Consider the following 15617-nt stretch of genomic DNA (forward strand, 5'->3'; position numbering starts at 1 on the left):
ATGCTCGTCATTCGTTCCATCGCCGCATCGGACCTCGACCCGCTCATCGACATGGCGCGCGAAGTCGGTGGCGGCATGACCACCCTGAAACCGGACCGGCAAATGCTGGGCGACCGCGTCGATTGCGCCGTCGCCTCGTTCCAGCAAACCATCCCGCCCGAAGAGCGCGACTACATGTTCGTGATGGAAGACACCGAGACCGGCAAGCTGGCCGGCGTGTGCGCCATCAAGGCCGCGGTCGGGCTGAACGAACCGTTCTATAACTACCGCATCGGCACCCTGGTGCACTCCAGCCGCGAACTGAACGTGTTCTCGCGCATGGAGACGCTGTACCTGTCGAACGACCTGACGGGCGCGACCGAACTGTGTTCGCTGTTCCTGCAGCCGGACTACCGCACCGGCTACAACGGCAAGTGGCTCTCGAAAAGCCGCTTTCTCTTCATCGCCCAGTTCCAGCAGCTGTTCACCGAAAAGATCATCGCCGAGATGCGCGGCTACCTGCTGGAAGACGGCACCAGCCCGTTCTATGAGGGCCTGGGCCGCCACTTCTTCAAGATGGATTTCAACCACGTCGACGGCCTCACCGCGATGGGCAAGAAATCCTTCATCGCCGAACTGATGCCGCGCCAGCCGCTGTATGTCGACTACCTGCCGGAATCGGCGCGCGAAGTCATCGGCCAGGTGCACCGTTCGACGCTGCCGGCGCGCAAGTTGCTGGAACAGGAAGGCATGCACTACGAGGGTTATGTCGACATTTTCGATGCCGGTCCGGTGCTGCAGGGCCGTGTAAAAGAACTGCGTTCGGTGCGCGACAGCGCGCTGCGCGTGGCGAGCGAGGGCCGCAGTGAAGGCTGCACTGAAGGCCGCAGTGACGCCGATACCGAATGCCTGCTGGTGTCGAACACGAAGCTGGACGATTTCCGCATGGTGCTGGCGCAGGCGGCGGTCGACGGCCACGAGATCGCGCTGTCGGCGCAGGAACTGGCGCTGCTGCACGTCCAGGCGGGCGACCCGGTACGCACGCTGTCACTCAACGTAAGGAAGAACAATGGCTAACCTGTCGAATTTCATCAACGGCGCATGGATCGCCGGCAGCGGCGCGGAACTGGTCACGATCGACCCGTCCAGTGGCCAGCAGACCTGGAGCAGCAACGAATCCACGCCTGAAGACGTGCAGCGCGCCGCCCAAGCCGCGGCCGACGCCTTCGAAGCCTGGGCGCTGTGCCCGCTGGAAGAACGCATCGCCATCTGCACGCGTTTTCGCGACCTGCTGAAGGAGAATGCGGAAGAGCTGGCAGCGATCATCGCCGAAGAAGTCGGCAAGCCGCTGTGGGAAGCACGCACCGAAGCGACGACCATGGCAAACAAGGTCGACATCTCGGTGCAGTCGTACGGCGCCCGCACCGGAGAAACGGCGGCCAAGGTCGCCGACGGCAACGCCGTGCTGCGCCACCGTCCGCATGGCGTGTTCGCCGTGTTCGGTCCCTATAATTTCCCGGGCCACCTGCCGAACGGGCACATCGTGCCGGCCCTGATCGCGGGGAACACGGTGGTCTTCAAGCCGAGCGAATACGCACCGCGCACGGCGATTAAAACCGTGCAGCTGTGGGAGCAGGCGGGCCTGCCGGCCGGCGTGCTGAACCTGGTGAACGGCGGCCGCGACACGGGGATTGCCCTCGGCCAGAACGCCTTGATCGACGGCGTGCTGTTCACCGGCAGCAGCCAGACCGGCGCCGCGTTGCATAAACAGTTCGGCGGCCAGCCGGGCAAGATGCTGGCGCTGGAAATGGGTGGCAACAATCCGATGGTGGTATGGGACGTTCAGGATATCGACGCCGCCGTCCACCACGCCGTCATGTCGGCATTCATCTCGGCCGGCCAGCGCTGCACCTGTGCGCGCCGCCTGGTGGTGCAGGATAACGAGCAGGGCCAGCGTTTTATTGAGCGGCTGGTCGACGTCGCCTCCAGACTGCAGGTCGGTGCCTCGAAGGCCGAGCCGCAGCCGTTCATGGGACCGGTGGTATCGAGCGCCGTCGCCGCGCGCCTGGTGCAGGCGCAGGCCGAGATGGAGGCAAAAGGCGGCAAGGTGCTGCTGCAGATGCGCCAGCTCGATCCGAACGCGGGCTTCGTCACGGCCGGCATCGTCGACGTGACCGATGCCCACGGCATTCCCGACGAAGAGTGGTTCGGGCCGCTGCTGCAGGTGATCCGCGTTAACACCTTCGACGAGGCGATGCGCGCGGCGAACGCCACCGAATTCGGCCTGTCCGCGGCGCTGCTGTCGCCGTCGGAAGAACTGTGGAAGCGCTTTGCCATCAAGGCGCGTGCCGGCATCGTCAACTGGAACCGTCCGACCACGGGCGCGGCCAGCTCGGCGCCGTTCGGCGGCGTCGGCAAGTCGGGCAACCACCGTCCGAGCGCATACTATGCGGCGGATTACTGCGCCTACCCGGTCGCCTCGATCGAAACGTCCGAACTCGAAATGCCGGCCAAGCTGTCGCCGGGTTTAACCTTCTGATTATGCGTAACGCTCGCGAATACAACTTCGACGGCCTGGTTGGCCCGTCCCACAACTATGCCGGCCTCTCGTTCGGCAACGTCGCTTCGTTCAGCAATGTGCGCAGCGCCTCCAATCCACGCCTGGCCGCGCTGCAGGGCCTGGCCAAGATGCGCGACCTGGCCGCGCGCGGCTTCGCGCAGGCGGTGATGCCGCCGCAGGCGCGCCCGAATTTCAGGCTGCTGCGCCAGCTCGGCTTTTCGGGCACCGACGCCGACGTGCTGGCGCAAGCCTGGCGCGAAGCGCCGGTGATCCTGTCATGCGCCTGGTCGGCCGCGCCGATGTGGACCGCCAACGCGGCCACCGTCAGCCCCTCCGCCGACACGCGCGATGGCCGCGTCCACTTCACGGCCGCGAACCTGAACAACAAGCTGCACCGCTCGGAAGAACACGTGCAAGCCACACGCACGCTGCGCGCAATCTTCGCGAATCACGATCACTTCGTCGTACACGACCCGCTGCCGGCCACGCCGGCGTTCGGCGACGAAGGCGCGGCGAATCACACCCGCTTTGCGGCCGACCACGGCGCGGCCGGCGTCGAGTTCTTCGTGTATGGCCGCGTCGAATTCGACCCGTCGGCGCCGTTCCCGAAAAAATACCCGGCGCGCCAGACCCTCGAAGCCTCGCAAGCGGTGGCGCGCCTGCACGGCCTCGATCCGGCGCGCACCGTGTTTGCGGCGCAAAACCCGGACGTGATCGACCAGGGCGTGTTCCACAACGACGTCATCGCCGTCGGCAACGGCAACGTCCTGTTCTATCACGAAGAGGCGTTTGCCGACGAGGCGGCGACGATCGAAGCGCTGCGCCGTTCGGTGGCCGGCGTCGGCGCCGAATTCGTGCCGGTGCGCGTGGCGAGCGGCATGGTGCCGGTGGCCGACGCGGTGGCCAGCTACCTGTTCAACAGCCAGCTGCTGTCGAAAGCGGACGGCAAGATGGCGCTGCTGGTGCCGCACGAGTGCCGCGAAAATGTCGCGGTGGCGAATTACCTGGCCGGGCTGGTCGCCAGCGGCGGACCGGTCGACGAACTGCTCGAATTCGACCTGCGCCAGAGCATGCGCAACGGCGGCGGACCTGCCTGCCTGCGCCTGCGCGTCGCGCTGACCGACGACCAGGCGGCGGCGATGCACCAGGGCGTGATCATGACCGAGGCGCTGTATGCGCAGCTGGTAACCTGGGTCGAGACGCATTACCGCGACCACGTCGAGCCGAAGGACCTGATGGACCCGCAGCTGGCGATCGAGTGCCAGACGGCGCTGGAGGCGTTGGAACGCATTCTTGGTTTGCCGGGGTTGTACGATTTCAGTTAGTTTGCAGGTGATCGCACGGTGTAACGCGTGGAGTCAGGACTCCACCCTACATATCGCGCAGTTTGTAGGGTGGAGTCCCGACTCCGCGCGTTACACCAGTAGCACAGCAGCAAAGCCCGGGACTGGCGCACGACGCGCCGCCCCGATACATGACGACTTACACGCTTCCACGACAAGGAAGCCAAGGACCTGGACGGGACAACCCCGTCCAATAAAAACGCCGGTTGCGCGCAAGGCCACAAGCCGCGGCGCCAACGGGCGATAAACATTCGCTTTGGAGAAGCAACGATGAAAGACATGCCGCAAGATTTGCGTACCCAGACCCTGGACCTGGTCATGAACCAGCCGGCCGCCGGCGCCACCGACAACGTGCGCGCCCTGATCGGCGCCTGGCTCGGTTCGCTCGACGAGGAAGACCTGGCCGGCACCGCGCCGCAGGCGCTGGCCCCCGTGCTGTGGGACGGCTTCATGCAGGCCGCCAGGCGCGCCGGGCAGGGCTGCCAGATCGCGCAACTGCGCTACACCGACGGCAAGGGCGGCATGGCCACGGCGCTGCTGATCCTGAACGAAGACATGCCCTACCTGGTCGACTCCTTCGTCATGGCGCTGCGCAAGGAGCGCATGCTGGCTGCGGGCGTGATGAACGCGGTGCTGCCGGTCGAGCGTGACGCCAACGGCGTCGTCACCCAAGTTGGCGCCGCCGGCGCCCCGCTCGAATCCTACGTGCTGGTGCTGCTGAACGACGAACTCGAATTCGACGAACTCGACCGCCTGACCGCGCGCATCCGCATGGTCGCCAACGACGCCGCCACCGTGCACCGCGATGCGCTGGCGATGGGCGACCGCATGACGGCCGTTGCCGCCGCCGCTGCCGCCCACGGCACCCCGGCCGGCCAGGAAGTCGCCGCCTTCCTCGAGTGGGCCAAGAACGAAGGTTTCGAACCCTTCGGCTACGCCTATTACGAAGTCCAGCCGGGCCAGAGCCAGCTGGTGCGCGACATCCCGAGCCGCATCGGCGTGCTGAAGGACACCGCGCACCCGGTCTACGGCACCTGCCTGGCCAACATCCCGGGCGAACTGGCGACCTTATCAAGCCGTGCCGAGACCCTGTCGATCGTGAAAGCCGACGTCGAAGGCACCCTGCACCGCGACCAGCCGCTCGACTTCATTGGCGTGCGCAACACCGATGCGCAAGGCAACATCCTCGGCGAGCACTGCTTCGTCGGCCTGTTCACCCGCGCCGCCACGGCGACCCCGCTGGCGCGCCTGCCGTTCGCGCGCGGCCGCGTGGCGAAGGTCCTGAGCCTGGCCGGCGTGCGCCAGGAAGGTTTCCGTGCCGAGAAATTCCTCGAAATCCTGGAGTCGCTGCCGCGCACCGAAGCGCTGGAAGCCGATCCGGAATGGCTGGCGCAAGTGTGCAGCTCGGTCGTCTCGCTGTACAAGCAGCCACGCCCGAAAGTGTTCGCGCGCCGCGACGTGTATGGCCGCCACCTGAACGCGCTGGTCTACCTGCCGCGCGAGCGCTACAGCGCCGCCGTCGCCGCCTCGCTGGCGCAAGCCCTGAAAGACAGCTCGGGCGCGCACGACGTGCGCGTGCAGACCCTGGTCGCCGACGGCCCGCTGGCGCGCGTCTACCTGATCGCCCACGCCGCGCGCAACCCGCTCGACCTGGAAACCGACATCCAGCAGCCGCTGCTGGCGGTGCTGGACGGCTGGCATGACCGCTTCGCCGCCATGACCAACGGCGTCGAACAACATGCGCAGCGCAGCAGCCTGCGCAAGATGGGCAGTAACCTGCCGGTGTCGTTCGTCACGGCCACCGCGCCGGACGTCGCCTTCCGCGACCTGCAGGCCATGCTCGGCCTGGGCCACCAGGACCGCGTCGCCGTGCGCATCGAACCTGGCAGCGGCGCCGGCAATGCCGCACGCGACGCCTCGATCCGCCTGTACTCCGGCGAAAACGTGCCGTCGCTGTCGCGTATCCTGCCGGCCCTTCAAAATGCCGGCATCGCGGTCGACCGCGAGCAGACCTGGGCGATCACGACCGCCGACGGCGTGCGCCACCACGTCACCGCGCTGGCCGTGGACGACGAGAGCGGCGACAAGCTGGTCAAAGCCGGCATCGCGCCGGTGGCCGAAGAGCTGTTCACCGCGCTGTTCAACGACGAAGCCGAAGACGGCCGCCTGAACGGGCTGACCATCGAAGGCGGCCTGTCGGTGCGCGAAGTGCAACTGGTGCGCGGCTACATCAGCTACTGGCGCCAGCTCGGCTCGAAGTTCTCGGTACGCTACATGGCCGAGACGCTGCGCGCGCAGCCGGCCCTGGTGAAGGAATTCGTCGCCGGCTTCGTCAAGCGCTTCGACCCTGCGCTGTCGCAGTCCGAGCGCGAAGACGGCAGCGCCAAGCTGGCATCCCTGAAAGCCGGTCTGTCGAGTATTAACCACGCCGACACCGAGGAAATCATGGCGGCACTGGTCGAGCTGGCGCTGGCCACCGTGCGCACCAACTACTTCCAGAACGCGGGTGAAAAAATCATCTTCAAGTTCGACACCAGCAACCTGTCGCTGGCGCCGGAACCGCGTCCGTACCGCGAAATCTACGTGTTCTCGCGCCGCTTCGAAGGCGTGCACCTGCGCGGCGGTCCGGTCGCGCGCGGTGGCCTGCGCTGGTCGGACCGCATGGAAGACTACCGCACCGAAGTGCTGGGCCTGGTGAAGGCACAGATGGTGAAAAATGCCGTTATCGTGCCGGCCGGCTCGAAGGGCGGTTTCGTTTGCAAGCAGATGCCGAAAGATGCCGTGCGCGAAACCGTCGCGGCCGAGGGCGAATCGGTCTACCGCCTGTTCATCTCCAGCCTGCTGGAAGTGACCGACAACCGCGTGCGCGGCACCATCGTCGCGCCCGAGAACACCGTGCGCTACGACCAGGACGATCCATACCTGGTGGTGGCCGCCGACAAGGGCACCGCGACATTCTCGGACATCGCCAACGGCATCGCCGTGCAGCGCGGCTTCTGGCTGGGCGACGCCTTCGCATCGGGCGGCTCGAACGGCTACGACCACAAGAAGATGGGCATCACCGCCAAGGGCGCCTTCGAAGCGGTGAAACGCCACTTCTACGAAATCGGCCACGACATGAGCACGACCCCGATCACCATGGTCGGCGTGGGCGACATGTCGGGCGACGTGTTCGGCAATGGCGTGCTGCTGTCGCGCCAATTGAAAGTGCTGGCCGCGTTCGACCACCGCCACATCTTCCTGGATCCGGCCCCGGATGTCGCGGTGTCGTTCGCCGAGCGCCAGCGCATGTTCGGGCTGCCGCGTTCGTCGTGGGAAGACTACGACAAGAGCCTGATCTCGCAGGGCGGCGGCGTGTTCCCGCGTTCGGCCCGTTCGATCGACCTGTCGCCTGAAGTGCGTGCCGCCCTGGATATCGAAGAAACCTCGCTGGCGCCGGAAGAGCTGATGCACCGCATCCTGCTGGCGCCGGTCGACCTGTTCTACAACGGCGGCATCGGTACCTACATCAAGGCGTCGACCGAGACCCATGCGCAGGTAAAAGACCGCGCCAACGACCGCATCCGCGTCAGCGGCAACGAACTGCGCTGCAAGGTGGTGGCAGAGGGCGGTAACCTGGGCGCGACCCAGGCCGGCCGTATCGAATTCGCGCTCGCCGGCGGGCGCATCTTCACCGATGCGATCGACAACTCGGCCGGCGTGGATTGCTCGGACCACGAAGTCAACATCAAGATCTGGCTCGACACCGAAGTCAACGCCGGCAAGCTGCCTGAAGCCGACCGTAACCGCGTGCTCAACGACATGACCGGCGACGTCGAAACCCTGGTCCTGCGCGACAACACGCAGCAGACCCGCCTGCTGACGCGCGAAGTGCAGGCGCAGCAGAACGGTTCCGTGGTCGACAGCTACGCCGCGCTGATCACCAGCCTGGAGCTTGAGGGTGCCGTCTCGCGCGAGCTCGAACAGCTGCCGCTGGACGCCGAACTGCAGCGCAGGAAAGCCATGGGCGTCGGTTTGACCGCGCCGGAACTGGCGGTCGTTGTGGCCAACGTCAAGAACCGCTTCAAGCGCATCCTGGCCGCGCTGCCGTTGACCGACGAACCATGGGCCGACACCGTGCTGCGCCCGTACTTCCCGGCGCAGCTGGTCGCCACCCGCGATCCGCTCGACCACCCGCTGGCCAACGCCATCCTGGCCACCGTGCTGGCCAACGAGGCGGTCAACCGTTGCGGTCCGCTGATGATCCGCGACCTGGCCGCCGAACACCGCATCGACGAAGCGGAAGTGGTGAAAGCCTGGGGCCGCGCCTGGTCGGCGCTGAACCTGGCGCCGGTGTTCGACGCGCTCGACGCCGATGCCCTGAAGGTGCCGCGCGAAGTCTCGATCGCGGTCGATGGGCGCACCCGTGCGCTGCTGCGCGCCGTGATCGAAGGCGTACTGTCGCTGCCGCAGGGCCAGGACGGCATGGCCGAATTGACCGCGCTGTTTGCCAACGGCGACCAGCTGCGCCAGCTGATGCCGGCCAAGTCGGAAGCCGATGGCCACGCCGGCCTGAACGCGGGCTTCGTGCAGGCCTGGAAGGCGGTCGAGACGATCGAATCGCTGGCTACCTTCCTGTTTGCCGCAGTCTCGGTGCAGCGTCCAGCCGGCATGTCGCTGGCCCAGTTCCTGCAGGTCGGCATGGCGCTGCGCGAAAAGGCCGGCATCGACACGCTCGAGCGCGGCCTGAAATTGCCGGCGCAGACCAAGTCGCAGGAACAGCTGCGCAACTACGCGATGCAAGCCCTGCGCCGCACCCAGCAGCGCCTGCTGCTGCAGGTGATCGACCGCGCCGGCAACGGCGACGCGCTGGCGGCGGTCGATGCCGTCACGCGCGACATGGGCCTCACCGGTTACGCGCAGCCGACCGACCTCGAACAGGCAATGCTGGACGTCTGGTCGCTGTCGGAAGGTTCGAACCCGGAACGCCTGGCGGCCTGACGCGATGAGCGCACCCCTTCAACCCGTCGTGGCCGACGCAGTGCGCGCGCTGGCCGAAGCCGATTTCGGCACGGTCGCGCAGCGCTTTCGCGATGCCGGCTTCTTCGTCGGACTGCCTGCCAGGGGCATCCTGACGGTGAAGGGCGTGCAGCCCGTCACCCGGCCGGCGCTGCTGCTGTCGGTCGGCGTGCATGGCGACGAGACCGGGCCGATCGAAATGGTCGCGCACGTGATCGAAGCCCTGTCGCGCACGCCGCAGGCGCTGATGGTCGACCTGATGCTCTGCGTCGGCAACATCGAGGCCATCGCCGCCGGCAAGCGGTTTATCGACGCCGACCTGAACCGCATGTTCAAGCCGGACCGCGGCGCGTTGGCCGACACCGCGGAAGCGGCGCGCGCCGACGAGCTGATCGCCGCCACCGATGCCTTTTTCGAAGGCACCGGGCCGGTGCGCTGGCACCTCGACCTGCACACGGCGATCCGCGCCTCGCATTACCCGATGTTCGCGATCGTGCCCGACCTGATCGCCGACCACGGTAAAGAGGCGCTGATCGACTGGCTGGGGCAGGCGGCGATCGGGGCGATCGTCATGAACCCGAAGTCGGCCGGCACGTATAGTTATTATTCGGCCGAGCACCACGCGGCGGCTGGCAGTACGGTCGAATTGGGCCGGGTCGGTACGCTGGGCGGCAACAACATGGCCCAGTTTGCCGACGCCTCGGCGGCGCTGGCTGCCTTGCTGCGCGGCGAACAGGTTGAAACGCGCAGCGCGCCGCACGTGTTCAAGGTGGCGCAGGAGATCGTCAAGCTGTCCGACGATTTCAGGATGGGTTTCAGCCGCGAGACGCCGAATTTCGCCTCGCTCAAGCGCGGCGACGTCATCGCCACCGATGGCGAGACCGTGTACTCGGTCTTCCATGAGGAAGAGATGGTGGTGTTCCCGAATCCGGATGTGCGGGTCGGCTTGCGCGCCGGGTTGATGGTGGTGCGTGTGAATTGAAGTGTGAAGCCGCGGACTCCGCGGCTTTTTATTTTTGCGTCTGCGCGTGTGTTCGCTGACGGCGGGCATGCCCGCCCTACGGTGTGCGCTCTGCTTAATGTAGGGCGGGCATGCCCGCGCGGAAAGGTGTCGGCAGATTCCTGCCATGTTCGCTAGACTGTCCGGATCGATCATTCCGGAGTCCGCATGAGCAAGCTTTTTTCCCCTTACGCGCTGGGTCCCCTCCAGCTGGCTAACCGCATCGCCATCGCCCCCATGTGCCAGTACTCGGCCGAGGAGGGCCTGCCTACCGACTGGCACATGATCCACCTCGGCCACCTGGCCCTGTCCGGCGCCGCATTGATGATCATCGAAGCCACCGCCGTGACCGAGGAAGGACGCATCACGCCCGCCGACCTCGGCCTGTGGTCGGATGCCCACCGCGATGCGCTGGCACCGGTCATCGCCGCGATCCGCCGCCACGCTCCGATCAAGGTCGGAATCCAGCTGGCCCACGCCGGGCGCAAGGCGTCGAGCGCAGCGCCCTGGGAAGGTGGCGCCAACATCCCGGTGGACGCGCCAGGCGGCTGGCAGACCGTGGCGCCATCCGCACTGGCGCATGCCGATGGAGAGACGGTGCCGCTGGCGCTCGACGCCGCTGGTCTGCAACGCATCAAGCAAGGCTTTGTCGATGCCGCGCTGCGCAGCCAGGCGCTGGGCCTGGACGCCATCGAACTGCACGGCGCCCACGGCTACCTGCTGCACGAATTCCTGTCTCCCTTGTCGAACCAACGTACGGACGACTATGGCGGCTCGCTGGAAAACCGCATGCGCTTTCCACTCGACGTATTCGAGGCCGTGCGCGCGGCGGTACCCGACATGTGCGTCGGCATGCGCATCTCGGCCACCGACTGGGTCGAGGGCGGCTGGGACATCGAGCAGAGCGCCGTCCTTGCACGCGAACTGGAAGCGCGCGGCTGTCATTTCATCCACGTGTCCAGCGGCGGCGTGTCGCCGCTGCAGAAGATCCCGGTCGGCGCCGGCTACCAGATCGCCTTTGCTGAACGCATCAAGCGCGAAACCAGCATGCCGACCATCGGCGTCGGCCTGATCACCGAGCCGCAGCAGGCCGAGCACATCCTGCAGTCGGGCCAGGCCGACATGGTGGCGCTGGCGCGCGCGATGCTCTACAACCCGCGCTGGCCATGGCATGCGGCGGCGGAGCTGGGCGCCCAGGTGGCGGCCCCGCCGCAATACTGGCGCTCGCAGCCGCACCAGTACAAGGCGCTGTTCGGCGAGACGAAGCTGGGCCAGCGCTGAGCTCCGGTTTTTCGCGCTTCAACCCGCTTCAACCCCTTAAACGTGCAGTCCGTCGCAGCCGGCGCGACGGCCGGATAAAACCTTTCTAGAGTGTCCTCATTCCGGACCACGACAAGAAAGGTGTTATCCATGCGTACGCTGCTCGCCCTTGCCTGCACCGCCACCCTCGGTGGCTGTATCGTCATTGCCACGCCCACCGAAACGGGCGGCAAGGACTTCCAGGTCCATACACCGTTCAACAGCCAGGCGATCGACGGCAACGGCGTCGCCGCGCGCGAGGTGCGCGACCTGCGTACCTTGGCCGCCGTGGATGGGCTGAACGTCGGTGGCTCGATGATCGTCGACGTGCGCGTCGGCGCGACGCCATCGCTGGTGGTCGAGGGCGACAGCAACCTGCTGCCTTACGTGAAGACCGAAACGCGCGGATCGACCCTCTATATCGAAGCCGAACGGCGCCTGCGCAGCAACACGCCTCTGAGGGTGACGTACACGGTGCCGCAATTGACCCATCTGCATTCGGGCGGCTCGGGCCATGTGACGGTGCGCGACCTGAAGGGCGGGCCCTTGTCGGTGCGCCTGGGCGGATCGGGCGTGGCGCGCCTGGCGGGCGAGGTGGCCGAGTTCGACGCGAGGGTATCGGGGTCGGGCAAGATCGAGGCCGGCGAGCTGCGCGCCCGCAATGCCGAGGTCAACGTCAGCGGCTCGGGCGGCGTCGTGCTCGGCCAGGTGCGCGGCGATTACCTGCGCTCCCAGATCAGCGGCTCGGGCGGCGTGCAGGCGAATGGCGCCGTGCGCAGCCTGAACGTGCGCGTGAGCGGTTCCGGCAGCGCGGATCTGACCGGCGTGAGCACCGACCAGGGAGATTTGGCCAGCAGCGGCTCGGGCGGCATTTCGGCCACGGTGCGCCAGTCGGTATATGCGCGCACCAGCGGCTCGGGGCCGATTCGGGTGTATGGCCAGCCGGCGCAGCGCGACGTCGGCGGACGCGGGGTGCAGATGTTGTAAGCGTCGGCGCGACCCGCGCCACCGGCGATTACAGCAGGTGGTCGAGCAGGTCAGGCCCGAATACTTCGCGGTGCAGCTTTGCCGCCGGCACGCCGGCGTCCAGCAACGCCAGCCACTGCGCCTGCATGAATCTCAAAGGGCCGCACAGCCAGACGTCGGTCGCGGCCAGGTCCCACTGCGGCAGGCGACTGACCTCCATGCGGCCGGCCAGCACGCCGGGGGCGTCGCCCACGTGTTCATAAAAGGTCACCACGTGCAGGTTGGGCATGTGCGCCTGGGCGGCGGCGACGTCGTCGCTCAGCGGGTGATGGGCAGCGTCGCGCGTGGCGTAGGCGAAGATGACGCGGCGCTGCGGGTGGACGCGGGCGATGCGGTTCAGCGCCGAGACCATCGGCGTGATGCCGACGCCGGCCGCCAGCAGCACGATCGGCGCCTCCGATTCGGTGTCCGGCGTGAATTCGCCGAAGGGGTGCGTCACCTGCAGCACGCTGCCTTCCCTGACGTTGGCATGGATCCAGTTCGACACTTCGCCTGCCGGCGCCTTGTCCAGTGCATCCTCGCGTTTCACCGAAATGCGCAGGCTGTCCAGGCCCACCGCATCGGACAGGCTGTACTGGCGCAGCTGGTGGCGTCCGCCCGGCAGGTCGACGGCGACGCTGACGTACTGGCCGGCCCTGAACGGCGGCAGCGGCCGGTCATCTGGAGGAACGAAGCGAATCGACAGCACGTTGGCGCTCTCGCGCTTTACCTCGGTCACGCGCATCGGACGGGTTTCTCCCGGTTCGATGCCGGCGGTGCTGTACATCTCGGCTTCGGCGCCAATCAGCAAATTCGCCAGCGAACCGTAAGCTTCGGCCCAGGCGTCGAGCAGCGGTTGCGTCGCGGCTTCTCCCAGGGTTTGCGAGATCGCCGCCAGCAGGTGCTTGCCGACGATCGGGTAGTGCTCGGCGCGGATGCCGATCGAGACGTGCTTGTGGACGATCCGTTTCACGACGGGTCCCAGCGCTTCCGGATTGCCGATGTTGGCGGCGTAGGCGAACACGGCCGAGGCAAGCGAGCCCTGCTGGGCGCCGCTGGCCTGGTTACCCATGTTGAACACGCGCCTCAGTTCCGGGTGCTCGGCCAGCATGTTCTTGTAGAACAGGGTGGTAATCGCGAGACCATGTTCGCGCAGCACGGGGACGCTGGCATCGATGTAGGGGCGGGAAGCGGCAGAGATCATCGTAACTCCTCAGTTCTTGCATTTGCAATGCAAGTTTAAGTTTCAAAAAAACGCCCCGGATCCGGCGATCCTGGGGCGGGCAATCCGGGCAATCCGGGCAATCCGGGCCATCAGGTCGCCGGGCTGGCGGTCGTTCCGCTCCAGAACATCCTGTGCATGCGCACGATCTGCTCGCCGGTGCTGCCGCCGGTAATGGAGGCCAGCGTGTGGCGGTCCATCTCGGCATAAAAGGCACGCATGCCCGCTTTGAGCAGTCCGCGCAGCTGGCAATCGAGGCTCAGTGCGCAGCCGCTCGCTTCGCAGTCGACGAGTTCGTCGTCGCCCTCGAGTTCGCGCAGCACCTGGCCCACCGTCAGCACATGCGGATCGGCCGCCAGGCGCAGGCCGCCATTGCGCCCGCGCAAGGCCTTGACCCAGCCGGCGCGCGCCAGGTGGCCGACAACCTTCACCATGTGGTTGTGCGGGATGGCGAACTGGGAAGCGATCTCGGCCGCTGTGACCGGATGCGGCCGTTCGCCGGCGCGCTCGAGGTAAATCAGCACGCGCAAACCGATGTCGGAAAAGCGGGTCAGGCGCATAAGATGTGGTTGAGAAAGAACACGACCATTCTAGCGCATGAAACAGGTATTGGAAATGCATCTTTAGCCAAAACAATTTTCTCAATAACGCCTGAACAGTCCTATAATCGCGAACTTTGGCGGCGTTTCGAGCTCAGCCATTTCTCTAGCGACTAAGGATAATTTCCGTGAATCTGACACTGGGCCAGAAGCTGATTCGTACCAAACCGGCTGAGCGCGCACACGAAGACAGCCAGGCCCATGGTGGCGGCCTGAACCGTACACTGGGCCTGTTCCCGCTGACCATGATCGGCGTCGGCGCCACGGTCGGCACCGGCATTTTCTTCACCATGGTCGAAGCGGTGCCCAAAGCCGGCCCGGCCGTCATCCTGTCCTTCCTGATCGCCGCCATCACCGCCGGCCTGACCGCGCTGTGCTACGCCGAACTGGCCGGGCGCGTGCCGGCCTCGGGCTCTTCCTACTCGTTCGCCTACGCCACCGTCGGCGAATTCGCCGCCTTCGTGGTCGCGGCCTGCCTGCTGCTCGAGTATGGGCTGGCCGGCAGCGCAGTGGCGATCGGCTGGTCCGATTACCTCAACAATTTCTTGCAAAACGCCTTTGGCTGGGAAATTCCCGCCCACCTGCGTTCGCCCATGTTCGTCTCCGACCACAGCAACCTGACTGTCCACTCGGGCAATTTCAATTTGCCGCCGGTGTTGTTGATCATCATGTGCTGCATCCTGCTGATCCGCGGCACCAAGGAATCGGCCACGACCAACGCAGTGATGGTGGTCGTAAAACTGGCGATCCTGGCCTTTTTCTCGGTGATCGCCTTCAGCGGTTTCGATGCGGCCAACTTCACGCCTTTTTTTAATACCGATAACAGCAAGGGTTTCGCGGGCATGGCCGGCGTTACCGCCGCCGCCGGCACCGTGTTCTTCTCCTTTATCGGCCTCGATACCATCGCCACCGCTGGCGAAGAGGTCAAGGACCCGCGCCGCAACGTGCCGATCGGCATCCTGGCGGCGCTGGTCATCGTGACCGCTTTCTACATGCTGGTCGCGCTGGCGGCGATGGGCGCGCAGCCGGCGCACATGTTCGAGGGCCAGCAGGCCGGCCTGTCGGTGATCCTGCAAAACGTCACCGGCCAGACCTGGCCGGCGCTGGTGCTGTCGGCCGGCGCCGTCGTTTCCGTGTTCTCGGTGACCCTGGTGACGATCTATGGCCAGACCCGCATCCTGTATGCGATCAGCCGTGACGGCCTGATTCCGAAAACCTTCCAGAAGGTCAACCCGCGCACCGGCGCGCCGGTCTCGAACACCCTGATTGTCTGCCTGGTGGTGGGCCTGATCGCCGGCCTGGTCGATTCTACTTTTCTCTGGGACATGGTCAGCATGGGCACGCTGACGGCGTTCATTGTGGTTTCGGTCGCGGTGCCCGTGATCCGCGCCAAGCAGGGGCCGAACGCCGAGCATGGCTTCCGTGTTCCCTTCGGCCCGTATGTGGTGCCGGGCCTGTCGATCGCGGCTTGCCTGTACATCATGAAGGACTTGCCGCTCGCCACCTTCCGCGTCTTCTTCATCTGGATGGCGGCGGCGATCGCCACCTATTTCCTGTACAGCGTGCGCCATAGCAGGCTGAACAAGAAAATCTGATGACACCGACGCCGCGC

General features: G+C 66.2%; 10 protein-coding genes. 8 read left to right on the top strand and 2 right to left on the bottom strand.

Annotation, left to right across the window (positions count from 1 at the left end; all coding sequences use genetic code 11):
• The 7 genes from astA to AC56LG_RS23910 all read left to right on the top strand — a co-directional run bounded on the left by astA (position 1) and on the right by AC56LG_RS23910 (position 12166).
• The gene (gene astA, locus AC56LG_RS23880) at positions 1 to 1056 is read left to right on the top strand and encodes an arginine N-succinyltransferase (protein ID WP_497168529.1); all 1056 of its coding nucleotides are present in this window, start codon (positions 1 to 3) and stop codon (positions 1054 to 1056) included.
• Positions 1049 to 2518, top strand: a complete 1470-nt coding sequence (astD, locus tag AC56LG_RS23885) for a succinylglutamate-semialdehyde dehydrogenase (protein WP_497168530.1) — start codon at positions 1049 to 1051, stop codon at positions 2516 to 2518. Before astA ends, astD begins: the two co-directional genes overlap by 8 nt.
• A 2-nt stretch (positions 2519 to 2520) precedes the next feature.
• Positions 2521 to 3864, top strand: a complete 1344-nt coding sequence (gene astB / locus AC56LG_RS23890; RefSeq protein WP_497168531.1) for an N-succinylarginine dihydrolase — start codon at positions 2521 to 2523, stop codon at positions 3862 to 3864.
• 288 nt (positions 3865 to 4152) lie between these two features.
• Positions 4153 to 8862 carry an NAD-glutamate dehydrogenase domain-containing protein gene (locus AC56LG_RS23895; RefSeq protein ID WP_497168532.1) on the top strand — a complete coding sequence of 1570 codons (4710 nt, stop codon included), beginning with the start codon at positions 4153 to 4155 and terminating at the stop codon, positions 8860 to 8862.
• 4 nt (positions 8863 to 8866) lie between these two features.
• A complete protein-coding gene (locus AC56LG_RS23900) occupies positions 8867 to 9862 on the top strand; it encodes a succinylglutamate desuccinylase (protein WP_497168533.1) in 996 nt (331 codons plus the stop codon).
• 186 nt (positions 9863 to 10048) lie between these two features.
• The gene (locus AC56LG_RS23905) at positions 10049 to 11161 is read left to right on the top strand and encodes an NADH:flavin oxidoreductase/NADH oxidase (RefSeq protein WP_497168534.1); all 1113 of its coding nucleotides are present in this window, start codon (positions 10049 to 10051) and stop codon (positions 11159 to 11161) included.
• A gap of 129 nt (positions 11162 to 11290) precedes the next feature.
• On the top strand, positions 11291 to 12166 hold the full coding sequence (locus AC56LG_RS23910) for a head GIN domain-containing protein (RefSeq protein WP_497168535.1): 876 nt from the start codon (positions 11291 to 11293) through the stop codon (positions 12164 to 12166).
• A 28-nt stretch (positions 12167 to 12194) separates the two neighbouring features.
• Here AC56LG_RS23910 and AC56LG_RS23915 read toward each other — a convergent pair whose 3' ends face one another.
• Both AC56LG_RS23915 and AC56LG_RS23920 read right to left on the bottom strand, forming a co-directional pair.
• Positions 12195 to 13388: a globin domain-containing protein gene (locus AC56LG_RS23915; RefSeq protein WP_497168536.1), complete on the bottom strand. Its 1194-nt coding sequence runs from the start codon at positions 13386 to 13388 to the stop codon at positions 12195 to 12197.
• Positions 13389 to 13498: 110 nt separating this feature from the next.
• Positions 13499 to 13966 carry an RrF2 family transcriptional regulator gene (locus AC56LG_RS23920; protein ID WP_497168537.1) on the bottom strand — a complete coding sequence of 156 codons (468 nt, stop codon included), beginning with the start codon at positions 13964 to 13966 and terminating at the stop codon, positions 13499 to 13501.
• 167 nt (positions 13967 to 14133) lie between these two features.
• Here AC56LG_RS23920 and AC56LG_RS23925 point away from each other — a divergent pair, with 167 nt between their 5' ends.
• Positions 14134 to 15600 (top strand): APC family permease, encoded by a 1467-nt coding sequence (locus AC56LG_RS23925; RefSeq protein ID WP_497168538.1) that lies wholly within the window; start codon positions 14134 to 14136, stop codon positions 15598 to 15600.
• Positions 15601 to 15617: the final 17 nt, after the last annotated feature.

The sequence above is a fragment of the Telluria sp. ZB2R32 genome (genome assembly GCF_059685715.1).